The following is a 24,819-nucleotide window of genomic DNA, read 5'->3' on the forward strand; positions in this document are numbered from 1 at the left end:
CGATCCGCACTACAGCGTCCAGAACAGCACCGCCAGCAGCTGCGGCGACATGATGCGCAGGAACATCGCCAACGGATACACGGTGGCGTAAGACAGCGCGGCGGCGCCGCTGGTGGGATGCAGACCGTTGGCGAAGGCCAGCGCCGGCGGATCGGTCATCGATCCCGCCAGCATGCCGGACAGCGTCAGGTAGTTCATCTTGCCCACCGTGCGTGCCAGAATACCGACGCTCAGCAGCGGAATGGCGGTGATTAACGCACCATAACCAATCCATGTCAGCCCCTCGCCGTGCAGCAACGTATCGATAAAATTGCCGCCCGATTTCAAACCGACCACCGCCAGAAACAGCACGATGCCCAGTTCGCGCAGCGCCAGGTTGGCGCTCGGCGGCATAAACCAATACAGCTTGCCGATACTGCCGATGCGCCCCAGGATCAGCGCCGCCACCAACGGCCCGCCGGCCAGCCCCAGCCGCAATGCCGCCGGGAAGCCGGGCACGAACAGCGGAATGGAGCCCAGCAGCACCCCGAGACCGATGCCGATAAAGACCGGCAGCATCTGCACCTGCTGCAGTTTTTGTTGGGCGTTGCCGACGATTGCCGTCACCGCGTCGATGGCCTCCGGCCGGCCGACCAGGTTGAGAATGTCGCCAAACTGCAGCGTCACGTTGCTGCCGGCCACCAGCTCGACGCCGGCGCGGTTGAGGCGTGAAATTACCACGTCATACTTCTGCTTCAGGTTCAGATCGCGGATTTTCTTGCCCAGCACCTGCTCGTTGGTCACCACCGCCCTCACCACCTGCAGCGCGGTGCCGCGCGTCGACAGCGAGGCGTCCACCTCTTCGCCTATCACCAGCCGGGCGTTCTCCAGATCTTCACGCTTGCCCACCAGATGCAGGTAGTCACCAAGTTCCAGCCGCTCGTGTGGCGCCGGCACCATCAGCAGCTCTCCGCGCTTGAGGCGCGAACAGACGATCGCTTCACCGTTGAGCAACGGCACCTGCTTAATCGCCATGCCCTGCAGGTTGGGATTGCGCACCGCCACGTTGATGGTGTGCAGCAGCTCACGCTGATTGCCCAGGCTGTTTTCAAACGCCTGCGCCTCGCGCTCGATGTTGATGCGGAAAACCAATCGGATCAGCCACATCACCAGCAAGATGCCGCAAATGCCGAACGGGTAGGCCATGGCGTAGCCCATCCCCATGCCGTCCACCAACGCCGGATCGGAACCGAGATCGGTCAGGATTTGTTGACCGGCGCCCAACGCCGGGGTGTTGGTGACCGCGCCGGAGAACACGCCGAGGATGATCGGCAGCGGCACGTCGAACAGCTTGTGCACCGCCGCCGCCACGACACCGCCGGTCAGCACCAGCAGCACCGCGAAGGCATTGAGGCGCAGACCGGAGACGCGCAGCGAAGAGAAGAAACCGGGGCCGACCTGGATGCCGATGGTGTAGACGAACAGGATCAGGCCAAACTCCTGGATAAAGTGCAGCATGTCCCCGTTCAGGCTGATTTGCCCGCTCTGGGCAAAGTGCCCGACCAGGATACCGCCGAACAGCACGCCGCCGATGCCCAGCCCGACGCCGTACAGCTTCCAGTTCCCCATCCACAGCCCAATGACGGCCGCCAACGCCAACATGCTGACGGTCAGGGCGATATCGCTCATAGGTCACATCCTTGCCAAAGTTGAACATGGGATTTGCGGACAAAGACACACAATTAACAAGGATTATGGCATCGGGCAGACGGGGGGACTGTGGCGTGCGCCACATAACGCAACGGGGGAGATCCGTCTGGATCTCCCCCGCATGATGATGACCGTTTTTCAGTCGGTTATTTGGCTTCCAGCTCCGGCGTCGCGCCGATGGCAATGCGCTGAGGCTGCAAGGCTTCCGGAACCTGACGCACCAGATCGATGTGCAACAGGCCATTTTCAAATTTGGCCTCGGATACCTGCAGGTGTTCCGCCAGAGTGAAGGTCAGCTGGAACTCTTTGCACACCAACCCCTGATGCAGGTACTCGACCTGTTTTTCCGGCGGCGTGGGTTTACCGCTGACGGTCAGCCGCGGCCCTTCCACTTCGATATTCAGTTCGCTCTGCCGGAAACCGGCCAGCGCCAGAGAAATACGGTAGTGATTGTCATCGCTTTTCTCGATGTTATACGGCGGGAACCCCTGGGGTTCCTGGCCGCCCATTGAACTGGCCAATTTATCAAAACCAATCCATTGACGCAGAAGCGGGGATAGATCGTAATTACGCATAGGAACAACTCCTTTCATTAAGCGAGATGTGTTTATTCAGCCCCCTGACGGCAGGCGGATTGTTACTGCATATTTGCCGACAGCGTTCCTGCCGGCGAAAAGGGAATTATTTAATTTCGATACGGCGCGGTTTTAATGTTTCCGGCACGATGCGCTGCATATCGATATACAGCAGGCCGTTTTCCAGTTTGGCGCCTTTAATTTGAATATGTTCAGCCAGCTGGAATTTACGCTCGAAATTACGCTCAGCGATGCCCTGATATAAATAGGTTTTTTCTGCCGGTTCGTTATTGTGCGCACCGCGCACGATCAGCAGATTATCTTGCGTGGTGATCTCCAGCTCCTGCTCGGCAAACCCGGCTACCGCAATGGCGATGCGATAATGATTTTCGTCCACCAGCTCGACATTATAAGGGGGATAACCGCCGTTGCCCTGGCTCTGGCCGGCCTCCAGCGCGTTGAACAGGCGATCGAAACCAATGGCGGAACGGTATAGCGGAGAAAGATCGAAATTACGCATAAAACAGCCTCCTAAGGCACTTCAGCGAGGTTGAAATAAATACGCCTTCCATTCTGGACAGGCTAATTAAGCCAGAATTCCCTTACGGCAAATTCTCAATCCGGCTCTGATGATAAAATGGGGGTTGATTTCATCAATTCAACGGGCGAGGATCAAAAAAAGCGCTTTTCGGTTAGGTGAAAGTTTTTTTACCACTTACACTAAAGTGAGAGAGCCGCCACAGAGCGGGATTTTGCTTCTTTTAAAGCAGCAACAGGATGTTATAAATCAGCTTAATTTAGGGGCACAGCAACCCTGCAGGATGGATTAATGACGACGATGAAAGCGATAGCGACGGGCTGCATGTTGTTGGCGACCAGCGGTTGCTCCAGCGTGATGAGCCATACCGGCCCGAATCAGGGTTACTATCCCGGCACCCGCGCCAGCGTGGACATGCTGAAGGACGACAACACCAGCTGGGCGATGATGCCGCTGGTGGCGCTGGATCTCCCGTTCTCCGCAGTGATGGATACCGTGCTGCTGCCTTACGACTATCTGCGTTCAGGCAATGACGCCACCGCAGACTCGCCAAAAGCGCGCATCCTGCGCAGCGAGCAGCAGAATCTGGCGGCAACCGGCAACCCCGGCGAAGGCAACGACAGCACCGCCACACACTAATCACGCACGCAGCGGGCCATCAGGCCCGCCTTACGCCTCAACCACAAAGATCTGGTTGAATCCGGCAATCTCGCGCATAAACGCCACTTTCTTGCCATCCGGCGAAAACACCACGGCATCTCCCGACGGCGGCTGCAGGCTGCGCTGCGTTAAACGCTGCAGGCGGCCGCTGGCGACCTCACACAGCATCACGCTGTTGTCACACACCAGGGCTATCGCCCCGCCCTGCGGGTGCCAGCTGAACGCCGACTGGATGTCATGCTCGGCGCGGCTGACCTGGCGCGGCTCACCGCCGTTCGGCGACACCGTCCACAGCTGTACCACGCCGCCGTCATCCTTCATCAAAAATGCGATTTGGCTGCCGTCCGGCGAGCTGCGCAGCCAATGGCGCGGCGCACCGGCGACGCCCGGAAAACGGCGTTCACCGGTAAAGGTTACCCGCCGCTGCCTGACGCCAAGCGGCGGCGCCGGCAGCTCGCTTTCCGTCCCCTGCAGCGGCAAAGCGCCCGCCCTGGCGTAATCGGCGTCGTTCTCCGGCAGGTCGACAATAAACACCTCCGGCAGTTTCTCTCCGGCGGCGGACAACGTATCGCCAATGAACGCCAGCGCCCAGCGCTGCCGGCGGCCGTCGGCCTTACGGTAACCTTCGCGGCCAATCCAGCCCTCTTCGTAGGCGCGATTGATCTGATCGCTGCCCGGCTGCGGCTGCGGCACGGTCTCGCTGACCAGCACGCAATAGTGGCTGCCGTCATATTCACGGGGATGCTGTTTCGGCGGATTGACCCCGTGAAGCGGCACAGCCACGCCGACGTTGCGCAGATCGCGCGCCGGATCGCATTCATGCATCACGTGATCGTTGTAGGTAAAGCTGAGGCGGCTGCCGTCCGGGCTGAAAACGTGCACATGGCTGCCGCCGCGCAGCGCGCCGGGCGTGTAGGGCGCCGTGATATCCAGCGCGTCGAGGGTAATGGCCAACTCGCGATCCGGTTCGCTGACGATCACCCCGCGGCGGTGATGAAAATCATACTGCCAGGCGCTGTCCGGGTGTTCCGGGCCGTGGATGAAGACGTAACGCGCCGGCGCATCGGGGCTGACCGTGACCACGCCGACGTGTGCGCCGTGCTGGGCGCGATAAACCACTTCCACCGCGCCGCTGGTGACGTTGACCCGCTCGATGCTAAGGCCGGTGAAAGAGGCGCCGCGCGGGCGCACGTCATAAGCCAGCCATTGGCTATCCGGCGTCCAGACGTTGATATTGGTTAACTGATGCCCGCGTGGGTCGAAAGTCAGTTGTTTTTCCCGATGGCTCATGGCGGCTCTCCTGCGCATGCTAGCACTGAACGGCCATCTTACCGGATCGGCGGCAGCGTTTCATATGGCCAGCGAGAGGCGCTCGGGGGCATTTTGGCGCAATTATTTTTCAGCGTCTTATCATTTAAGCCGCTCGGCGGCGCCGGCAGGAAATAAACGCCCGGGTAGGCGGCCGTATTCCAGGCAGCGAAACTCAGCGGTGCCCATGCCGTATAGGCAGATGCCGCGAGCGCTATTTTTTCATTCTCATTTACTTGATCAAAATAATTCAGCGGCAGCGCCTTTCTTAACGCAAATAAATAAAAAATCGTGTCGCTAAACGACAGGTTAATGATTACTTTCACCGCCAACCCGATGCTCTTCTCCGGCCATTGCCGTTTGCTGGCCGGCTTACCCGCCGGTCGGATGGCAGGGTTTACAATCAATACAAAAAAGTACAATATGGATTTTTAAGTCCAAAATATTCTGGAGCCGGTATGAATCCCCTCTTCGATGCCATTGTTTCTGCCCATCAGCAACTGCGCCCTCAGGTTCGGGTCACGCCATTGGAGCGCAGCGTACTGCTTTCTCAGCAATTGGGCTGCGAGCTGTATTTGAAATGCGATCATCTGCAGCACACCGGCTCCTTTAAATTTCGCGGCGCCAGCAACAAGCTGCGGCTGCTGGATAACGAGCAACGCCGGCGCGGCGTGATCGCCGCCTCAACCGGCAACCACGGCCAAGCGGTCGCCCTGGCGGGGTACCTGATGGGGGTTGGCGTCACAGTTTATGCGCCAGAGACGGCCGCGAGCATCAAGCTCGACACCATTCGTGCACTGGGCGGCACCGTGGAATTGGTGCCGGGCGATGCGCTGAACGCCGAACTGGCGGGGGAACAGGCCGCACGCGAACAGGGAAAAACCTATATCTCGCCGTATAACGACGAGCAGGTGATCGCCGGCCAGGGCACCTGCGGCATGGAGCTGGTTGAACAACTCACCGATCTGGACGCGGTGTTCGTGGCGGTCGGCGGCGGGGGTTATATCGCCGGCATCGGCACCGTTCTGCGGCAACTGTCGCCGAACACGCAGCTTATCGCCTGCTGGCCGGAAAACGCCACCAGCCTGTACAGCGCGTTGGAAGCGGGCCATATCTTCCCGGTGGAAGAGCAAGAAACCCTGTCCGACGGCACCGCCGGCGGCGTCGAGCCGGGCGCCGTGACCTTTCCGCTGTGCCAACAGCTGATCGACCGCAAAGTGCTGGTTAGCGAGGCAGAGATCAAACACGCGATGCGCCGGATAGCCGCCAGCGATCGCTGGATTATCGAAGGCGCGGCCGGCGTGGCGCTGGCGGCGGCGATCAAACTGGCGCCGGAATACCAGGGTAAAAAGGTGGCGGTGGTACTGTGCGGCAAGAACATCGTGCTGGAGAAATACCTCAAGGCCATCGCCGATGCACATCCTTAATCGGCAGCAAATCCTCGCCGCGTTCGACGCCGAGACCATAACGCCGCTGCTGAAGCAGGGTTTTATCGCCTACTCGCAACAGCGAGTGCAACAACCGCCGGTGCAGCATTTCCTGTTCGAGCGTGCCGCCGGCGACTGCTGCATCAAGTCCGCCTGGCTGGAAGGTGACGAACTGTTCGTGGTCAAGATCTCCGCCGGTTTCTATCGCAACGCCGAACACGGCCTGCCGAGCAATCAGGGGCTGGTGATGGCGTTCTCCGCCCAGACCGGCGAACCGCAGGCGCTGCTGCAGGATGAAGGTTGGCTGACCGCGTTGCGCACCGCCCTGGCCGGCCGCATCGCCGCCGAGCTGTGCGCGCCGCCGCATATTCAGGCGATCGGCATGGTCGGCACGGGTCTGCAGGCGCGGCTGCAGCTGCAATGCCTGAAACCGGTGACCGATTGCCGAGACGTATGGGTGTGGGGACGAGACGAACAGGCGCTGGCGGCGTATCGGCGCGATGCCGAAGCCGAGGGTTTTCGGGTGCGGGTTACGCAGAATGCGGCGGAACTGGCAGCGCACTGTCGGCTGATCGTGACTACCACGCCCAGCCGCGAACCGATATTGCAGGCGGCGGATATTCGGCCCGGCACGCACATCACCGCCGTGGGCGCCGACGCGCCCGGCAAGCAGGAACTGGCGACCGATTTGGTGGCCAACGCAGACGCGCTGCTGGTCGATGCCCTGACGCAGTGCGCGGACTATGGCGAGATCGCGACGGCTTATCGGCAAAACAGGCTGATTTCAACGCCAATCGTCGAAATGGGCGCCGTCTTGGCGCAGGGAGGGCGGGTACGACGCGAGCCGCAGCACATCACCATCGCCGATCTCACCGGCTTGGCGATTCAGGATCTGCAGATCGCCAAAGGGGTGTTGGCGAAAGTATAAAGGGGCGCCGCAGCGCCCACGCGTTATCAGGCGTTGAGCACGAACTTCTCGATAGCGCGCGCCACGCCGTCCTCTGTATTGGCGCTGGTGACAAACTGCGCCACCGCTTTCAGTTCGGGAATGGCGTTGCCCATCGCTACGCCGACGCCGGCATATTCGATCATCGCCGTATCGTTGGCCTGATCCCCCAGCGTCATGATGTTTTCCCGCGCCACGCCCAAATGCTCGGCCAGCATTCTCACCCCGGCGCCCTTATCGACGTTCTTGTGCAGGATCTCGAGGAAATAAGGCGCGCTTTTCAGGATGGTATAACGCTCGCGCGTTTCCGCCGGGATGCGCGCGATAGCGCGGTCCAACAGCTCCGGCTCGTCGATCATCATCACTTTAGGGAAACGCATCTGGCGATCCATCTCTTCCACGCTGCGGTATTTCAGCGGAATACCGGTCATTTCCGCCTCGTGTATGGTGTACTTGCCGATATCCTTGTTCGGGGTATACAGGGTATCGAAATCAAACGCCTGGTAGTGAACGCCGAACTCGCGCGCCATCTGCTCAAAGTGCAGATAATCCTCAAAGCCCAGCGTTTCTTGCAGAATGCAGGCGCCGTCAACCGCACGCAGCACCAGCGCGCCGTTATAGGTGATACAGAAATCGCCGGGGCCCTGAATGTCCAACTGGCGCAGATAATCCTGCACGCCGACATAAGGCCGCCCGGTGGCCAACACCACGTGCACCCCTTTGCGCCGCGCCGCCGCGATAGCCTGCTTTACCGCCGGCGTGATTTGGTGCTGCGGATCCAGCAACGTGCCGTCCATGTCGATCGCAATCAGTTCAATAGCCATTCAACGCTTCTCCCAGTGGTTTTTTCCCCATGCTAACGCGTTTCAGCCTCGGCTGTCAGCGCCAAAAAAGGCGCAAAAAAAATCCGCGCGGGTCGCCCGGCGCGGATTTTCACAGCCATTAACGCATCAGATATCGATGTTCGCCGCTTTCAGGGCGTTTTCTTCGATAAAGGCGCGGCGCGGTTCAACCGCATCGCCCATCAGCGTGGTGAACAGCTGATCGGCAGCGATGGCATCCTTGACGGTCACGCGCAGCATACGGCGGCTTTCAGGATCCATGGTGGTTTCCCACAGCTGCTCCGGGTTCATCTCGCCCAGACCTTTATAACGCTGCACCGACAGGCCGCGGCGCGACTCTTTCACCAGCCACTCCAGCGCCTGCTCGAAGCTGTCTACCGGCTGGCGGCGTTCGCCGCGCTCGATGAACGCGCCCTCTTCGACCAGCCCGCGCAGCTTCTCGCCCAGCTGACAGATCTTGCGGTATTCGCCGCCGTGGATGAAGTCGAAGTCCAGCTTATAGTCGGTATCCACGCCGTGGGTGCGGATGCGCAGCGCCGGCTCGAACATCTGGCGCTCGCGGTTCTCGAAGATAACGAAGTCATAGCTGCTGCCGTGCTGCTCTTTGTCGTTCAGCGCCTGCACCAGCGAAGCAATCCAGGTTTTCACCTTGGCTTCATCGCTGAGATCGCCTTCGTTCAGCGTCGGCTGATAGATCAGGCTGTTCAGCAGCGCGCGCGGGTAGCGGCGCTCCATGCGGCCGATCAGCTTCTGCACGCCATAGTGCTCAGCCACCAGTTTTTCCAGCTGTTCGCCACCCAGCGCCGGTGCGCTGGCATTGGTGTGCAGCGTAGCGCCGTCCATCGCAATAGCGATCTGGTACTGATCCATCGCCTCGTCATCTTTGATGTACTGCTCTTGCTTACCTTTCTTCACCTTGTACAGCGGCGGCTGTGCGATGAACACGTGGCCACGCTCGATGATTTCCGGCATCTGGCGATAGAAGAAGGTCAACAGCAGCGTACGGATGTGCGAACCGTCGACGTCGGCATCGGTCATGATAATGATGCTGTGATAACGCAGCTTGTCCGGGCTGTACTCGTCGCGGCCGATGCCGCAACCCAGCGCGGTGATCAGCGTCGCCACTTCCTGCGAGGAGAGCATTTTGTCGAAACGCGCTTTCTCGACGTTGAGGATTTTCCCCTTCAGCGGCAAGATAGCCTGGTTCTTGCGGTTGCGCCCCTGCTTGGCAGAGCCGCCCGCGGAGTCCCCTTCCACCAGGTACAGTTCGGACAACGCCGGGTCGCGTTCCTGGCAGTCCGCCAGCTTGCCCGGCAGGCCGGCCAGATCCAGTGCGCCTTTGCGGCGGGTCATCTCACGCGCTTTACGCGCCGCTTCGCGCGCGCGCGCCGCGTCGATGATTTTGCCGACCACGATTTTCGCGTCGCCTGGATTCTCCATCAGGTAATCCACCAGCTTCTCGTTCATCAGCGTTTCAACCGCGGTTTTCACCTCGGAAGAGACCAGCTTGTCCTTGGTCTGAGAAGAGAACTTCGGATCCGGCACCTTCACCGAGACCACGGCGATCAGGCCTTCACGTGCGTCATCGCCGGTGGCGCTGACCTTGGCCTTCTTGCTGTAGCCTTCCTTCTCCATGTAGCTGTTCAGCGTACGGGTCATCGCGGTACGGAAACCGACCAGGTGCGTGCCGCCGTCGCGCTGCGGGATGTTGTTGGTGAAGCAGTAGATGTTTTCCTGGAAACCATCGTTCCACTGCAGCGCCACTTCCACGCCGATATCGTCTTTCACGGTCGAGAAGTAGAACACGTTCGGGTGGATCGGGGTTTTGTTCTTGTTCAGGTACTCGACAAACGCCTTGATGCCGCCTTCGTAATGGAAGTGGTCTTCACGGTCGGTACGCTTGTCCTTCAGGCGGATAGACACGCCGGAGTTGAGGAAGGACAGCTCGCGCAGACGCTTGGCCAGAATGTCATACTCGAATTCGGTCACATTGGTGAAGGTCTGGTGGCTCGGCCAGAAGCGCACCATGGTGCCGGTCTGCTCGGTTTCGCCCACCACGTTCAGCGGCGCCTGCGGCTCGCCGTGGCTGTAAGTTTGTTCGTGCACTTTGCCTTCGCGGCGGATCACCAGCTCCAGTTTCTCCGACAGGGCGTTAACCACCGAGACGCCCACGCCGTGCAGGCCGCCGGAAACTTTATAGGAGTTGTCGTCGAATTTACCGCCGGCGTGCAGCACGGTCATGATGACCTCTGCGGCTGAAACCCCTTCTTCAGGGTGAATGCCGGTCGGAATGCCGCGGCCGTCATCCTGCACCGATACCGAGTTGTCGGCATGGATGGTGACCTGAATGTCACTACAGTGGCCCGCGAGCGCTTCGTCGATAGCGTTGTCCACAACCTCGAATACCATGTGGTGCAGACCGGTGCCGTCATCGGTATCGCCGATATACATGCCCGGGCGCTTGCGCACCGCATCCAGCCCTTTTAATACCTTGATACTTGAGGAGTCATAAGAATTCGACATCAACGTTTCTCGCTCATTTTAGTCCTGTGGTTGAACCTCTATTTTACCCTGTTCCACGCGGAACATCTTGCCCTTTTCACCGGCCATGTCGGTCACTTGTTCAGCGCTGACTGCGCTGACAAAAACCTGGGCCTGGGTGGCTTTCAGGCGATCGGCCAGCAACCGGCGACGGCCGGTGTCCAGCTCGGAGGCAAAATCATCAATCAGATACAGGCAACGCCGCCCGCTCTGCCGGGTGAGAAACTCACCCTGCGCCAAGCGCAACGCGCACATCAGCAGCTTAAGCTGACCGCGCGATAACAAATCCTCTACCGGCGTGCCGTCGGCACGAATGCGAAAGTCCGCTTTATGCGGCCCCACCGCGGTATAGGTCAACGCCCTGTCGCGCTCAAACTGGCGCTCCAGCAGCTCGCCGTAGTCGCTCTCTTTGTCCCAGCCGCGTTGGAAGGAGAAGCTCAGGCCGAATTCAGGCAGAAACTGCGCACAGGTCGCGGTGATATCCGCGGCGATCGCGTCGCTGTATTCCGCCCGCCATTCGCTGATGCGCTCCGCGAGCGGGATCAGTTCCTGATCCCAAGCGCGGATCTGCGCATAGCGACTCACCTGGCGCAGCGCGGCATTGCGCTGCTTCAGTAACCGTTTCAGGTTGCTCCAGGCGGTGAAAAAACCGGGTTCGTTATGAAAACAGCCCCAGTCCAGGAAGGCGCGCCGGAATTTCGGCCCGCCGTTCAGCAGGGTAAAACCTTCGGGGGTGATCAGCTGCATGGGCAGCAGCTGCGCCAGCTCGGCCACCTTGTGGCCGTCGCTGCCATCGATGCGTACTTTGCTGTCACCCTGACGGCTCTTACTCAATCCTACCGACAGCTCGCGCTCCGCACCTTCGATGCGGCCATGCAACACGAACTCCGGTTGGTCGTGGCGAATCACCCGACCAGCCTGCAGGCTGCGAAAGGCGCGGCCGTGGCCGAGCGTATACACCGCTTCCAGCACGCTGGTCTTGCCGCTGCCGTTGGCGCCAACCAGGAAGTTGAATCCCGGCGCTAGCGCCAAATCCGCCGCCTCGATATTGCGGAAGTCTTTAATCAATAAACGCGTCAGAGCCATGCAATCTCTTTACCGATGACGGTGCTGTAATTCAAGGTAACGAGACTACAACCGCATTGGCATGACAACGTAGGCCGCCGCCTGGCTGGCGCCGTCTTCGATCTGCACGCTGGAGACCGAGTCGGTCAACAGCAGGCGCACGTCTTCACACTTGAGCGCGTTCAACACGTCCAGCACGTAGCTGACGTTGAAACCGATCTCCATCTCCGCGCCGTCGTAGCTGACGTCGAGGATCTCTTCCGCCTCTTCCTGCTCCGGGTTGTTGGCGGTGATCTTCAGCTGGTTCTGGCTGACGTACAGCCGCACGCCGCGGAATTTCTCGTTCGAGAGAATGGCCGCACGGGCAAACGCCTGCTTGAGCAGATCGCAGCCGGCTTCCAGCGTTTTATCCGGGTTCTTCGGCAAGACGCGACGATAGTCCGGGAAACGGCCGTCAACCAGCTTCGACGTGAAGATGAAATCGCCGACGTGGGCGCGAATGTTGTTGCTGCCGATCTGCAACTGCAGCAGCGAATCGCCGCCGTCCAGCAGGCGCACCAGCTCCATCACCCCTTTACGCGGCACGATCACCGAATGCGACGGCAGCTGCTGGCCGATCGGCATCGAGCACACCGCCAGGCGGTGGCCGTCGGTCGCGACGGTGCGCAGCTCTTCGCCTTCGGTTTCAAACAGCATGCCGTTCAGGTAGTAACGCACGTCCTGATGGGCCATCGAGAACTGGGTAGCTTCGATCAGGCGCTTCAGCGTCGCCTGCGGCAAGGTGAACTCCACCTCGCTCTGCCAGTCGTCCAGGTTCGGGAAGTCCGCCGCGGGCAGCGTAGACAGTGAGAAACGGCTGCGGCCGGACCGCACCAGCATGCGCTCGCTCTCCAGCGTGACGGCGATCTCCGCCCCTTCCGGCAGGCCACGGCAGATATCAAAGAATTTGCGCGCAGGCACGGTGGTCGCGCCCGGCTCATGCGGTTGGGACAGGGCGACGCGCGCCACCATCTCCATCTCCAGATCGGTGCCAGTCAGCAGCAGGGAGCCTTCCGTCACCTGCAACAGCAGGTTGCCCAGGATCGGCAAGGTCGGGCGGCCGCCCAGCGGGCTGCTCACCTGTTGCAGCGGTTTTAGCAGATGCTCACGTTCAACGATAAATTTCATAGCGCTATGAAGATAATGTTCTGATTAAATTGGAGAAATCTTCTTTGATGTCGTGACTTTCCTCACGCAGCTGCTCGATCTTCCGGCAGGCGTGCAACACCGTGGTATGGTCGCGGCCACCAAACGCATCGCCGATTTCCGGCAGACTGTGGTTGGTGAGTTCCTTCGCCAGCGCCATCGCCATCTGGCGCGGGCGGGCAACGGATCGCGAACGCCGCTTGGACAGCAAATCCGCGACTTTAATCTTGTAATACTCCGCCACCGTCTTTTGGATATTGTCGATGGTGACCAGCTTTTCCTGCAGCGCCAGCAGATCGCGCAGCGCTTCGCGCACGAAATCAATGGTGATAGCCCGGCCGGTAAAGTTGGCGTTGGCGATCACGCGGTTCAATGCCCCTTCGAGCTCACGCACGTTGGAACGCAGGCGCTTGGCGATGAAGAACGCCACTTCGCCCGGCAGGCGAATGTCGTTTTCGTCGGCCTTTTTCATCAGGATCGCCACGCGAGTTTCCAGCTCCGGCGGCTCGATCGCCACCGTCAGCCCCCAACCGAAGCGGGACTTCAAGCGATCTTCCACCCCGTTGATCTCTTTAGGGTAGCGATCCGAGGTCAGGATGATCTGCTGATTGCCTTCCAACAGGGCGTTAAAGGTATGGAAGAACTCTTCCTGCGAACGCTCCTTGTTGGCGAAAAATTGGATGTCATCGATAAGTAAGGCGTCGACCGAACGGTAGTAGCGCTTAAACTCTTCGATGGCATTATTTTGCAACGCTTTGACCATGTCCTGCACGAAGCGTTCCGAGTGCATGTAGACCACTTTGGCGTTGGCCTTGCGCGCCATGATGCCGTTGCCGACCGCGTGCAGCAGGTGAGTTTTACCCAGGCCGGTACCGCCATACAGGAACAAAGGGTTGTAGGCGCCGCCCGGATTGTCCGCCACCTGGCGAGCCGCCGCGCGCGCCAGCTGGTTGGACTTACCCTCGACGAAGTTGTCGAAGGTGTGTTTAGGATTGACGTTGGAGCGGTAAGAGAGCTCGGGCTGCGCCGCCGCGTTGTCCCAGCTAGGGCGCAAAGGTGCAGCCGTACGCGCCGCCGGGGCCGCAGGGGCGCTGCTGACGCTGGCGGTCACGGTCTGGCTGATCACCTGCGTGATCGGCTTGCTGCCGACTTCAAAACGCAGCAAAGGCGCGTCCGTGCCGCAGAAATCATTCAGCAGACCATTGATGTTGTTTAAGTACTTATCGCGAACCCAATCCAGCACAAAACGGTTAGGCGCGTACAGCGCCAGGGTGTTGTCACTCAGTTCCGCCTGCAATGGGCGAATCCACATACTAAATTCTGTGGCAGGTAACTCATCCTGCAATCGGGCAAGACACTGCTGCCAAAGCGAAAGTGACACGGCGGACTCCACTCGAACAAGATCAATAAAGAAAAGAAACGGGCAACTTTTTTATAACTCATGATTTTTGACACATACCCGGCATCGGCTGTTTGCCTGTGGGGGATGCGAACCGCCTTTCACGGTTTGTGTCCCTCACGATCCCGGCATGAGGGATCGCGATCGGAATGACGGATCATAGCGCAATCCGAGCAAGAGATCCTCCCCTTCCTCACAGATTAGATCCATTTTATCCACAGGCCGCGGCCGGCGGCGATCTTTTCACCGCCAACGCCGAATGACCGCGCAGATCCCGGCCGCTGCGCCGCGTTTTTTACATTGTCAACCGGTTATACCCTGTTATCCACGTCGGATCCTGGGATCGCGCGCAAAGGATCTCACGGGGATCCTTGCGATTTCACCCCGAGTCCGTATAATCTTCGCCCTACGTGTGATACCTGGTTCCTTATGGTGCGTCATTAGCCAGACAGGATTCTGCGGTGACCACGGGCCAAGACCGGATTTTGTTCCGTTATTGGCAGACAACCAGGTAGGCTGGCGCGATGCGAATTGACTCAGGACTGTACAATTATTACAATCCCGCTTCTTTATGTATTGCGATTGAGGCGTCGGTCATCTTCACGCCGAGTAGCCAAACGCGTTTACTGATCAGTAATTATTTTAAGTTTAGGTAGAAATCGCTATGAAACGCACTTTCCAACCGTCCGTATTGAAGCGCAACCGTAGCCACGGTTTCCGTGCTCGTATGGCCACCAAAAATGGTCGTCAAGTTCTGGCCCGCCGTCGTGCGAAAGGCCGTGCTCGTCTGACTGTTTCTAAGTAATAAAGCTAACCCGCTGAGTGGTTAAGCTCGCTTTTCCCAGGGAGTTACGTTTGTTAACTCCCACTCATTTCACTTTCGTCTTCCAGCAGCCACAACGGGCTGGCACGCCGCAAATCACCATCCTCGGCCGCCTGAACCAGCTGGGGCATCCCCGCATCGGTCTTACCGTCGCCAAAAAACACGTCAAACGCGCGCACGAGCGTAATCGGATCAAACGCCTAACCCGCGAAAGCTTCCGCTTGCGTCAGCACGAATTACCGGCGATGGATTTTGTCGTGGTGGCCAAAAAGGGGATAGCGGATTTGGATAACCGCGCGCTGACGGAAGCTTTGGATAAATTATGGCGTCGCCACTGTCGCCAGGCTCCCGCATCCTGATCGGGCTGGTGCGGGCCTATCAGCTCGTCATCAGTCCGCTGCTAGGGCCTCGTTGTCGCTTCCAGCCGACATGCTCTCATTACGCAATTGAGGCATTAAGCAGGTTTGGCATGATAAAAGGCAGTTGGTTAGCATTGAAACGCGTATTAAAATGCCACCCTTTGAACCCAGGTGGCGATGATCCGGTGCCGCCAAAAACCGACGATAACAGAGAACACTAACGATGGATTCGCAACGCAATCTTCTCCTCATCGCTCTGCTGTTCGTGTCTTTCATGATCTGGCAGGCATGGCAAACGGACAATGCTCCGCAGCCGGCCGCACAGACCACGCAACAGACTTCGAACGCAGTAGCCGGTGATGCCGCCAGCCAGGCCGTGCCAGCCAGTGGTCAGGGTAAGCTGATTACCGTGAACACCGACGTGCTGTCACTGACCATCAACACCCGTGGTGGCGATATCGAGCAGGCTAAACTGTTGGCCTACCCGGATACCCTGGGTTCATCGACTCCGTTCCAACTGCTGGAAACCACTCCGTCGTTCGTCTATCAGGCACAAAGCGGCCTGACCGGTAAAAACGGCCCGGACAACCCGGCCAACGGCGAGCGCCCGCTGTATCAGGCGGCGCAGGACAGCTACACCCTGCCGGAAGGCCAGGACGAGCTGCGCATCCCGCTGACCTACACCGATAAAGACGGCGCGATCTACACCAAGACCTTCGTGCTCAAACGCAATCACTATGCGGTCGGCGTGGATTACAGCATCGACAACAAAGGCGCGACGCCGCTGGAGCTGACCCTGTTCGGCCAGCTGAAGCAGACCACCGAATTGCCTAAGCACCGCGACACCGGCAGCAGCAACTTCGCGCTGCACACCTTCCGCGGCGCGGCGTACTCGTCCAGCGAGGACAAGTACCAGAAATACGCGTTCGACAAAGACGAAAACCTGAGCGTCACCACCAAAGACGGTTGGGTCGCCATGCTGCAGCAGTACTTCGCCACCGCGTGGGTACCGGCGACCAAGGGTGACAACACCTTCTACACCGCCAAACCGGGTGACAACCTGTCCACCATCGGCTTCAAATCTACCCCGGTCGTGGTGCAGCCTGGCGCTCAGCAGCAGCTGAACGCGACCCTGTGGGTCGGACCGGAGCTGCAGGATCAGATGGCCCAGTTGGCGCCGCACCTGGACCTGACCGTGGATTACGGCTGGCTGTGGTTCATCTCCCAGCCGCTGTTCAAACTGCTGAAGTTCATCCACGGCTTTATCGGTAACTGGGGCTTCTCCATCATCATCATCACCTTCATCGTGCGCGGCATCATGTACCCGCTGACCAAGGCGCAGTACACCTCGATGGCGAAAATGCGCATGCTGCAGCCGAAGCTGCAGGCGATGCGCGAGCGCATCGGCGATGACAAACAGCGCATGAGCCAAGAGATGATGGCGCTGTACAAGTCGGAGAAAGTGAACCCGCTCGGCGGCTGCCTGCCGCTGATCATTCAGATGCCGATCTTCCTGGCGCTGTACTACATGCTGATGGGCTCGGTCGAGCTGCGCCACGCGCCGTTCGCCCTGTGGATCCATGACCTGTCGGCGCAAGACCCGTACTACATCCTGCCAATCCTGATGGGCGTGACGATGTTCTTCATTCAGAAGATGTCGCCAACCACCGTGACTGACCCGATGCAGCAGAAAATCATGACCTTCATGCCGGTGATCTTCACAGTGTTCTTCCTGTGGTTCCCGTCCGGTCTGGTGCTGTATTACATCGTCAGTAACCTGGTGACCATCCTGCAGCAGCAGCTGATTTACCGTGGTCTGGAAAAACGCGGTCTGCACAGCCGCGACAAGAAAAAAAGCTAAGCGTATTGTAGGGGTTCGGCGCGCCGACCCTTGCAGTCACCCCAAAGGCGGTCATTAGACCGCCTTTTTGCATCTTAATCGTCAGAGAGAACCGTTATGAGCACCACCGATACCATCGTTGCCCAAGCCACCCCGCCGGGACGCGGCGGCGTCGGCATTCTGCGCATTTCCGGAAGCAAGGCCAAAGACGTCGCCCAGGCGTTGCTCGGCAAGCTGCCGAAGCCGCGCTACGCTGACTATCTGCCGTTCCGCGACGCCACGGGCGCCACCCTCGATCAGGGCATCGCGCTGTGGTTCCCGGGGCCGAACTCCTTTACCGGCGAAGACGTGCTGGAACTGCAGGGCCACGGCGGGCCGGTGATCCTCGACCTGTTGCTCAAGCGCGTGCTGGCGCTCCCTGACGTGCGCATCGCACGGCCCGGCGAGTTCTCCGAGCGCGCATTTCTCAACGACAAACTCGATTTGGCGCAGGCCGAAGCGATTGCCGATCTGATCGACGCCAGCTCCGAGCAGGCGGCACGTTCGGCGATGAACTCGCTGCAAGGCGCGTTTTCCACCCGCATCCACCAGCTCGTGGAAGCGCTCACTCACCTGCGAATCTACGTGGAAGCGGCAATCGACTTCCCGGACGAAGAAATCGACTTCCTGTCCGACGGTAAAATCGAGGCGCAGCTCAACGACGTAATGGCGGATCTGGACAACGTGCGCGGCGAAGCGCGCCAGGGCAGCCTGCTGCGCGAAGGGATGAAGGTGGTGATCGCCGGGCGCCCCAACGCAGGTAAATCGAGCCTGCTCAATGCGTTGGCCGGGCGCGAGGCGGCGATCGTGACCGATATCGCCGGCACCACTCGCGACGTCTTGCGCGAACATATCCATATCGACGGCATGCCGCTGCACATCATCGACACCGCCGGCCTGCGCGACGCCAGCGACGAAGTGGAACGCATCGGCATCGAACGTGCGTGGAACGAGATTGAACAGGCCGACAGAGTGCTGTTTATGGTTGACGGCACCACCACCGCCGCCACCGAGCCGGCGGCGATCTGGCCGGAATTTATGGCGCGCCTGCCGGGCACGCTGCCGATCACCGTGGTGCGCAACAAGGCCGACATCACCGGTGAAGCGCTGGGTCTGACAGAAGTGAACAACCACTCACTTATTCGCCTGTCGGCCCGCACCGGCGAAGGCGTCGATGTGCTGCGCGATCATCTTAAACAGAGCATGGGCTTCACCAGCAATATGGAAGGCGGCTTCCTGGCGCGCCGTCGCCACCTGCAGGCACTGGAACTGGCGGCACAGCACCTGGTGCAGGGTAAAGAACAGTTAGTGAGCGCTTACGCGGGGGAGCTGCTGGCCGAGGAACTGCGCCAGGCGCAGCTGGCCCTAAGTGAAATCACCGGCGAATTCACCTCCGACGATCTGCTGGGCCGTATCTTCTCAAGCTTCTGTATCGGGAAATAATCGACTGCGAGCGCCGTATCCTACTCGGCGCCCGCATGTTACTTCTCCCGGCGGCATCAAAACTCACCTAAGCTTATCTCATCAATTTTGCTGCGTGAGAGATAAGCTTACATGAACGAACCTTTAGACTTGATCGGCGTGGGATTGGGGCCTTTCAATCTCAGTCTGGCCGCTCTGGCCGCCGAAAGCGGCGCCGTCAATTATACCTTTCTCGATCGTAACGCCAGCTTCCGTTGGCATCCCGGTATGCTGCTGCCCTCAGCTTATATGCAAACCTATGTACTTCAAGATCTGGTTACCGCCGTCAGCCCACGCAGCCAATTTTCATTTATTAATTACTTGGTCGAACAGAAAAAAATTTATCGTTTTTTAATCACCGAGCAGCAAATTATCAGCCGGGAAGAATTTTCCGACTACCTGAGTTGGGCCTGCGAAAGGTTAGACGGACTACAGTTTTCACAGTCCGTAGAGCGTATTGATTTCGACGATGAAAAAGGTTTGTTCAAGGTATGTACCCACAACCAGACCCTGTGGGCGAAAAATATCTGTCTGGGTACCGGACATGACCCTTGGTTGCCGGAAGCATTTTACCCGGCGCTGGGTGAAAACTGCATGCATGCCGCCGAAATAGCCCTGCGCAATCCAGACTTCAGCGGCAAGCGGGTTATGGTGGTGGGCGGCGGCCAAAGCGGCGCCGATGTTTTTTTGAACGCGTTGCAGGGACACTGGGGCGAGCCGGCACAGCTGGATTGGCTCTCGCGTCGTCCCAATTTTCAGCCGCTGGACGAGTCCCCCTTCACCAACGAATATTTCACTCCTGAATACGTCGACTATTTCTATACGCTGCCGGCCGAGATCCGCGCACGTGAAATCAAAACACAGAAATTGCCGGCAGACGGCATCAGCAATCATACGCTGCGAACCTTGTACCGTGAGCTTTATATGCGTTTTGACGTGATGCGCCAGACACGCAATGTGCGTTTACTGCCCCATCGTACTCTACTGACCGTCGAATCAATGGATGAGGCTTTTCATCTGCGCACGCTTCACGGTCTGGAAAATCGCCGGGAAAGTTTCAGGGCTGATATCGTCATTCTCGCCACCGGCTATCGCGCCTCTCTGCCCGCGTACCTGAAACCCTTGGTGCCGCGCATCCCGCTCGATTCGAAGCAGCATCTACCGCTGCTGCCGAATTTTAATCTTGAATGGCTCGGGCCGGAGCAAAATCGAATTTATGCGGTAAATGCCGGGATACACAGCCACGGCAGCGCAGAAGGCGGACTGAGCCTGATGGCCTGGCGTTCAGCGCGCATCCTCAATCACTTGCTGGGCAAGCCATACTTTGATTTGGCACCGAACGCATCAATGATCCAATGGTGGAGCGATGCCGCGTCGGACGATACCTCTTCCATCGTTAATAAATAGGATAATCCGCATAGTGTTTTTTGATGATAAATCCTCAACTTAGTCTTAATCTAACACCCCTGCGTTCTTAGCGACCCTCTGTCATGGAGTGAACAATGGCGTGTCATTTTGCCCGATGGACCCCGGCCTCCGCTGTCCTGGATACCCAGAGACTCTCCGACGAAGTGATAGCCGCCACCCGCACCTTTTCCGTTAAGCGCCGCACGCGCTACCTGCAAGGGCGCATTCTGCTCGCCGAAATGATGTTCTACCTGTACGGCTTGCCGACGCTCCCCCCTATAGCCACCACGCCGACCGGCCGCCCCTGTTTCGCCGATCATCAGCTGCCCGATTTTAGCCTCGCCTACGCCAGCAACACCGTGGGCGTACTGCTTAGCGACGAGGGCAAGGTCGGACTGGATATCGAAGTGATGCGGGCGCGCGGCACCCGGCAAAGCGCGCTGCAACACGCGCATCAGACACCGGCAGAAAGTGCCTGGATCGGTGCGCAGGACGATCGGCTGGAGGCAGAAACTCAGCTGTGGAGCATCCGGCAAAGCGTGCTGAAAATTTCCGGCCTCGGTAACAGCGGCCAGTCTACGCTGCGTCTGCATCCCTTCTCCGGCCACCTGCGCTCCAGTGCCACGCCGGACGTTCAGGTGATGAGCGACGCCGACGAATACCTGAGCTGGGCCTGCGCCGGCAGCCCTGGGCTGGATCGCCTGCTGTGCTGGCGCTATGAAGAGCGCGGTGGACTGCACAAAGACGGGGAAATCTCACCGCGCAGCCCGGCGGCGTCCTCGCGCTTCGTTAAACTGACGGGCCTGAAGACGCCCGGTTAACGCGGCGCAAAGCGGATAACGCTGTCTTTACCGCTCGAGTCGCTGGATTAAATTGTAAAGACAGCTAAATGTTGAGCAATCGCCTATTCTCGACCCGCGCTTTAGCCTACTATTCGCCCATGTTGTACGCTGAATCTGCTCATTCGAAAGGGAGAATCATCATGTCAGACCAAGCCTTAAAAATCGTCACTCTGCTCGGCAGCCTGCGTAAAGGCTCTTACAACGCCATGGTGGCCCGCGCCCTGCCAGGGCTGGCTCCGCAGGGCGTCACCATTGAAGCGCTACCATCCATCCGCGATATCCCACTGTACGACGCCGACATGCAACAGGGTGAAGGCTTCCCTGCCGCTGTCGAGGCGATCGCCGAACAGATCCGCCAGGCCGACGGCGTGATCATCGTCACCCCTGAATATAACTATTCCGTGCCCGGCGGATTGAAGAACGCCATCGACTGGCTGTCTCGCTTGCCGAATCAGCCGCTGGCCGGCAAGCCGGTCGCCATTCAAACCAGCTCGATGGGGCCGATCGGCGGCGCGCGCTGCCAATACCATCTGCGCCAGATCCTGGTATTCCTCGATGCGATGGTAATGAACAAGCCTGAGTTTATGGGCGGCGTGATCCAGAGCAAGGTCGATGAACAGGCCGGTGAACTGAGCGATCAGGGAACGCTAGACTTCCTGACCGGCCAGCTGTCCGCGTTCAGCGATTTTATTCGCCGCGTGGAGTGACCGTCTCGCGGCGCCCACCGGGCGCCGCAACAGGACATGAAGTCCGTCAATTCATTGAAAATTAAAGCCATAGCATCATGTATTTTTTCATTTTAGCGTTATTTTTTGTTTCCATCACCAGTCCCGCTTTCGCCACAGACATGCGTTATCCCGCCGGTGAAGAACCGCTGGAGCTGCCGGCACACAGTGCGCTCAACGCCCAGCTGTCGCGATCCGCGCAAAACCAGGAAGACAAAAAGCTGGGCGCCATGTCGCTGTACCTGACGCTGATGCGCGAAGACGGCCGCAATGTCTGGGCGCCCTACCAGTTGGCGGTGTCGTCGGCAGAGAAAGGGCAAACCGAGCTGGCGGAACGCTACCTGCAGCTGAGCGCCGACCGCGGCCTGTGGTATTACTACAACCTGCTGGAGGACGACGCCTTCAACAGCATTCAACATTCCGCCACCTACCAATCCATTTTGGCCGCCACCAAAGCGCGCTATCTGCAGCACGCTCGCCGCTATGAAGGCAAAGCCAGCTACGCGATGCCGGACGGCGAAGCACCGCCCGAAGGCTGGCCAACGGTGATCTTCCTGCATACCTACGGCAAAGCCGCCGCTATCAGCCCCGAAGAACGGCTGCTGTTCGGCGAAATGGGCGTAGCCTACATCGAGATCAACGGCACGCAGATGCTGTCGGAAAACAGCTTCCGCTGGTCAAATTACAGCGATGAGAGCACCCAAACCGCCATTCAGCGTACGCTGCAACAGCTGGCTCCGCAGCTAAAGCTGAATACCCAACGGATTTACCTCAGCGCCCGCGGCCAGGGTGCACTGCACGCCGCCAACCTGATCGCGAAGTACCCGCAGTTTTACGCCGGCGCGCTCCTGATCGCCCCCAACGGGGAGATCAAGCCGGCCCAGCAGTCGCTGGCGGCGCAAAAGAAAATCGTGATGGCGTATTACGATCGGCAGAACTTCAGCGAGCAGGCGCTGGCGTTGCACTTCGCCAATCTGTTTGGAGAGGATAACCAGGTAGAGACGCTGCACTTCGCCCAGGGCGAGGATGCCGCCGGCAGTTGGCAGGCGCGCTTCAGGCGGCCGTTGCAGTGGGTGTTGGACCAGGCGCCGGACGCGACGCCGGGAGTCTAGCGTTCAGGGCCGACAGACGTCGGCCCTTTGGCTGTCAATGGCCGTCGACAAAGACGATTTTCAGTACGAACAGCAGCGCCACCACCACCACGCACGGGCTGATTTCACGCCAGCGGCCGGTGCCGAGCTTCATCACGCAGTAGGAGATAAAGCCGAGCGCGATACCTTCGGTGATCGAGAAACTGAACGGCATCATCACCGCGGTGACAAATGCCGGTACCGCTTCGGTCAGATCGTCCCACTTCACCCGCGCCAGGCTGGAGGTCATCAGTACACCGACATAGATCAGCGCGCCGGCGGCAGCGTAAGCCGGCACCATACCCGCCAACGGCGACAGGAAGATCACCAGCAGGAACAGCAGGCCAGTGACCACCGCCGTCAAACCGGTGCGGCCGCCGACGGCGACGCCGGACGAGCTTTCGATGTAAGCGGTCACGGAAGAGGTACCCGCCAGCGAACCGGCCACTGAGCTGATGCTGTCAACGTACAACGCCTGCTTCATACGCGGGAACTTGCCCTGGTTGTCGGTCAGGCCGGCTTTATCGGTAACGCCGATCAGGGTGCCTGAAGAGTCGAACAGGTTCACCAGCATAAACGAGAAGATAACCCCGGCCAGCCCGATGTTCAGCGCGCCGGCCACGTCGACCTGGCCCACCACCGAGGTGATACTCGGCGGCAGGGAGAACAGGCCACCGTATTTCACGTCGCCCAGCATCCAGCCGATCAGGGTGGTGACCACGATCGACACCAGCACCGCCGCGTGGAAGTTACGCGAAGAGAGCACGGCGATGATGAAGAAGCCGAGCGCCCCCAGCAGCACGTTGTGCGAGGTCAGGCTGCCGATGGTCACCAGCGTGTCCGGGTTAGCCACTACGATGCCGGCGTTTTTCAGCCCCATCATGCCGATGAACAGACCGATGCCGCTGGTAATGCCGACCCGCAGGCTGACCGGAATGTTAGCGATCATCCAATAGCGAATGCGGAAAATGGTCAGCAACAGCAGGCCGACCGCCCCCCAGAAGATGGCGCCCATGCCCACCTGCCAGGAGATGCCCATCGCGCCGACCACCACGAAGGCGAAGAAGGCGTTCAGGCCCATCGCCGGCGCCAGCGCCACCGGCAGGTTCGCCAGCAGGCCCATAAAGATGCTGCCGAAGGCGGCGATCAAACAGGTGGTGACAAATACCGCCTGGGTATCCATGCCCGCCGCGCCCAAAATTTGCGGGTTAACGAACACGATATACACCATGGTGAGAAAGGTGGTGATACCGGCAATCGTTTCCGTACGCGCCGTCGTGCCATGTTGCTTGAGTTTAAACACGCGCCCAAGCAAGCCTTGCTCAGCGTCAAGGCCAGATACTGGTTTGGTCATTATCAGAATTCCGAAAATGGGAATGGACAGTCGCCGGCTATCCTATAACAAAAAGTGGGGCTTTTGATGTCGGTCACAGGTTTTTTTCGCCGTCTTTACGGCTAAACGCGTCAACGGCTTGTATTTACAGGCATTCATCCCCCTTGCCGCCCGCTGCGTTGCCGTTTGCCGGCACGGCCGATAAAATGGCCTATCGCCCCTCTATCCCTATCCGTTAAAAACAGGAATCCGCATGTCTTCGACCTTTATCGATAAGCTGGCGTTGATCGCGCTGAAAGATGACAAAGTGGCGCTGGTGCGCTCACACAATAAGACGCTGTTTTATATGCCGGGCGGAAAGCGCGAAGCGGGCGAAACCGACGAACAGGCGCTGTGCCGCGAAATCGACGAAGAGCTGACCGTTGCGCTGCTGTCGCAATCCATCGCGTTTTACGGCGAATTCACCGGCCCGGCGGACTGCAAGCAGGACGGCACCCAGGTGCGCATTCGCTGCTACCAGGCCGACTTTACCGGGCAGCTGCAGCCGGCCGCCGAAATCGCCGAGCTGAAGTGGTGCGACAGTCGCGATCTGCCGCAGTGCTCACACGTCGCCGCGCTGATTTTGCACGATCTCAAGGCGCGTAACCTGATCAAGTGATCGCTGAGCGGCCTCAGCGGCGTTAAC

24 protein-coding genes are annotated in these 24,819 nt (G+C 59.3%); 13 read left to right on the forward strand and 11 right to left on the reverse strand.

The window, feature by feature from the left end:
- Positions 1-9: 9 nt before the first annotated feature.
- The 3 genes from N6G83_RS30260 to ibpA all read right to left on the reverse strand — a co-directional run bounded on the left by N6G83_RS30260 (position 10) and on the right by ibpA (position 2,784).
- Positions 10-1,668: a putative transporter gene (locus N6G83_RS30260; protein WP_025304765.1), complete on the reverse strand. Its 1,659-nt coding sequence runs from the start codon at positions 1,666-1,668 to the stop codon at positions 10-12.
- A 167-nt stretch (positions 1,669-1,835) separates the two neighbouring features.
- The gene (ibpB, locus tag N6G83_RS30265) at positions 1,836-2,264 is read right to left on the reverse strand and encodes a small heat shock chaperone IbpB (protein WP_004933922.1); all 429 of its coding nucleotides are present in this window, start codon (positions 2,262-2,264) and stop codon (positions 1,836-1,838) included.
- A gap of 106 nt (positions 2,265-2,370) precedes the next feature.
- Positions 2,371-2,784 (reverse strand): small heat shock chaperone IbpA, encoded by a 414-nt coding sequence (gene ibpA / locus N6G83_RS30270; RefSeq protein WP_004933919.1) that lies wholly within the window; start codon positions 2,782-2,784, stop codon positions 2,371-2,373.
- Positions 2,785-3,093: 309 nt separating this feature from the next.
- Here ibpA and N6G83_RS30275 point away from each other — a divergent pair, with 309 nt between their 5' ends.
- Entirely contained in the window at positions 3,094-3,441 is a 348-nt protein-coding gene (locus tag N6G83_RS30275) for a YceK/YidQ family lipoprotein (RefSeq protein ID WP_016929593.1), read from the forward strand.
- A 30-nt stretch (positions 3,442-3,471) separates the two neighbouring features.
- Here the strand turns inward: N6G83_RS30275 and N6G83_RS30280 are convergent, their stop codons facing one another.
- Together N6G83_RS30280 and N6G83_RS30285 are read right to left on the reverse strand one after the other, a co-directional pair.
- Positions 3,472-4,752: a DUF3748 domain-containing protein gene (locus tag N6G83_RS30280; protein ID WP_049204656.1), complete on the reverse strand. Its 1,281-nt coding sequence runs from the start codon at positions 4,750-4,752 to the stop codon at positions 3,472-3,474.
- Positions 4,753-4,790: 38 nt separating this feature from the next.
- Positions 4,791-5,192, reverse strand: coding sequence for a hypothetical protein (locus N6G83_RS30285; protein ID WP_144334736.1), 402 nt, complete (start codon positions 5,190-5,192; stop codon positions 4,791-4,793).
- A 36-nt stretch (positions 5,193-5,228) separates the two neighbouring features.
- Here N6G83_RS30285 and N6G83_RS30290 point away from each other — a divergent pair, with 36 nt between their 5' ends.
- On the forward strand, positions 5,229-6,197 hold the full coding sequence (locus N6G83_RS30290) for a threonine/serine dehydratase (RefSeq protein WP_089181466.1): 969 nt from the start codon (positions 5,229-5,231) through the stop codon (positions 6,195-6,197).
- Positions 6,184-7,125, forward strand: a complete 942-nt coding sequence (locus N6G83_RS30295) for an ornithine cyclodeaminase family protein (RefSeq protein WP_025304761.1) — start codon at positions 6,184-6,186, stop codon at positions 7,123-7,125. Before N6G83_RS30290 ends, N6G83_RS30295 begins: the two co-directional genes overlap by 14 nt.
- A gap of 26 nt (positions 7,126-7,151) precedes the next feature.
- Here the strand turns inward: N6G83_RS30295 and yidA are convergent, their stop codons facing one another.
- From yidA to dnaA, 5 genes are all read right to left on the reverse strand, one after another.
- The gene (yidA, locus tag N6G83_RS30300; RefSeq protein ID WP_025304760.1) at positions 7,152-7,967 is read right to left on the reverse strand and encodes a sugar-phosphatase; all 816 of its coding nucleotides are present in this window, start codon (positions 7,965-7,967) and stop codon (positions 7,152-7,154) included.
- A gap of 126 nt (positions 7,968-8,093) precedes the next feature.
- On the reverse strand, positions 8,094-10,508 hold the full coding sequence (gyrB, locus tag N6G83_RS30305) for a DNA topoisomerase (ATP-hydrolyzing) subunit B (RefSeq protein WP_025304759.1): 2,415 nt from the start codon (positions 10,506-10,508) through the stop codon (positions 8,094-8,096).
- 18 nt (positions 10,509-10,526) lie between these two features.
- Entirely contained in the window at positions 10,527-11,612 is a 1,086-nt protein-coding gene (gene recF / locus N6G83_RS30310) for a DNA replication/repair protein RecF (protein ID WP_025304758.1), read from the reverse strand.
- Positions 11,613-11,657: 45 nt separating this feature from the next.
- Positions 11,658-12,758: a DNA polymerase III subunit beta gene (gene dnaN / locus N6G83_RS30315; protein WP_004933892.1), complete on the reverse strand. Its 1,101-nt coding sequence runs from the start codon at positions 12,756-12,758 to the stop codon at positions 11,658-11,660.
- A 4-nt stretch (positions 12,759-12,762) separates the two neighbouring features.
- Positions 12,763-14,157: a chromosomal replication initiator protein DnaA gene (dnaA, locus tag N6G83_RS30320; RefSeq protein ID WP_071826153.1), complete on the reverse strand. Its 1,395-nt coding sequence runs from the start codon at positions 14,155-14,157 to the stop codon at positions 12,763-12,765.
- Positions 14,158-14,839: 682 nt separating this feature from the next.
- Here dnaA and rpmH point away from each other — a divergent pair.
- From rpmH to N6G83_RS30365, 9 genes are all read left to right on the forward strand, one after another.
- On the forward strand, positions 14,840-14,980 hold the full coding sequence (gene rpmH, locus N6G83_RS30325; protein WP_000831330.1) for a 50S ribosomal protein L34: 141 nt from the start codon (positions 14,840-14,842) through the stop codon (positions 14,978-14,980).
- A 17-nt stretch (positions 14,981-14,997) separates the two neighbouring features.
- Positions 14,998-15,357 (forward strand): ribonuclease P protein component, encoded by a 360-nt coding sequence (gene rnpA, locus N6G83_RS30330; RefSeq protein ID WP_004933883.1) that lies wholly within the window; start codon positions 14,998-15,000, stop codon positions 15,355-15,357.
- Positions 15,321-15,578 (forward strand): membrane protein insertion efficiency factor YidD, encoded by a 258-nt coding sequence (gene yidD, locus N6G83_RS30335; RefSeq protein ID WP_004933881.1) that lies wholly within the window; start codon positions 15,321-15,323, stop codon positions 15,576-15,578. The genes rnpA and yidD overlap by 37 nt, the downstream gene beginning before the upstream one ends.
- 2 nt (positions 15,579-15,580) lie before the next feature.
- Positions 15,581-17,218 carry a membrane protein insertase YidC gene (gene yidC, locus N6G83_RS30340; RefSeq protein WP_025304756.1) on the forward strand — a complete coding sequence of 546 codons (1,638 nt, stop codon included), beginning with the start codon at positions 15,581-15,583 and terminating at the stop codon, positions 17,216-17,218.
- A gap of 96 nt (positions 17,219-17,314) precedes the next feature.
- Positions 17,315-18,679 (forward strand): tRNA uridine-5-carboxymethylaminomethyl(34) synthesis GTPase MnmE, encoded by a 1,365-nt coding sequence (gene mnmE / locus N6G83_RS30345; protein WP_141999195.1) that lies wholly within the window; start codon positions 17,315-17,317, stop codon positions 18,677-18,679.
- A gap of 111 nt (positions 18,680-18,790) precedes the next feature.
- Positions 18,791-20,104: a lysine N(6)-hydroxylase/L-ornithine N(5)-oxygenase family protein gene (locus N6G83_RS30350; RefSeq protein WP_025304754.1), complete on the forward strand. Its 1,314-nt coding sequence runs from the start codon at positions 18,791-18,793 to the stop codon at positions 20,102-20,104.
- A gap of 95 nt (positions 20,105-20,199) precedes the next feature.
- Positions 20,200-20,925, forward strand: coding sequence for a 4'-phosphopantetheinyl transferase family protein (locus tag N6G83_RS30355; RefSeq protein WP_025304753.1), 726 nt, complete (start codon positions 20,200-20,202; stop codon positions 20,923-20,925).
- A 161-nt stretch (positions 20,926-21,086) separates the two neighbouring features.
- Entirely contained in the window at positions 21,087-21,653 is a 567-nt protein-coding gene (locus N6G83_RS30360; RefSeq protein ID WP_025304752.1) for an NADPH-dependent FMN reductase, read from the forward strand.
- A 77-nt stretch (positions 21,654-21,730) separates the two neighbouring features.
- Positions 21,731-22,783: a hypothetical protein gene (locus tag N6G83_RS30365; protein WP_167324692.1), complete on the forward strand. Its 1,053-nt coding sequence runs from the start codon at positions 21,731-21,733 to the stop codon at positions 22,781-22,783.
- Between the two features lie 34 nt (positions 22,784-22,817).
- On the opposite strand, the gene N6G83_RS30370 is transcribed toward N6G83_RS30365, so the two are convergent.
- Complete coding sequence (locus N6G83_RS30370) at positions 22,818-24,155, reverse strand: NCS2 family permease (protein ID WP_004933851.1); 1,338 nt, start codon at positions 24,153-24,155, stop codon at positions 22,818-22,820.
- 232 nt (positions 24,156-24,387) lie between these two features.
- Here N6G83_RS30370 and N6G83_RS30375 point away from each other — a divergent pair, with 232 nt between their 5' ends.
- Positions 24,388-24,792, forward strand: a complete 405-nt coding sequence (locus N6G83_RS30375) for an NUDIX domain-containing protein (protein ID WP_260516035.1) — start codon at positions 24,388-24,390, stop codon at positions 24,790-24,792.
- Positions 24,793-24,819: the final 27 nt, after the last annotated feature.

This window comes from Serratia sp. PL7, from assembly GCF_945957435.1.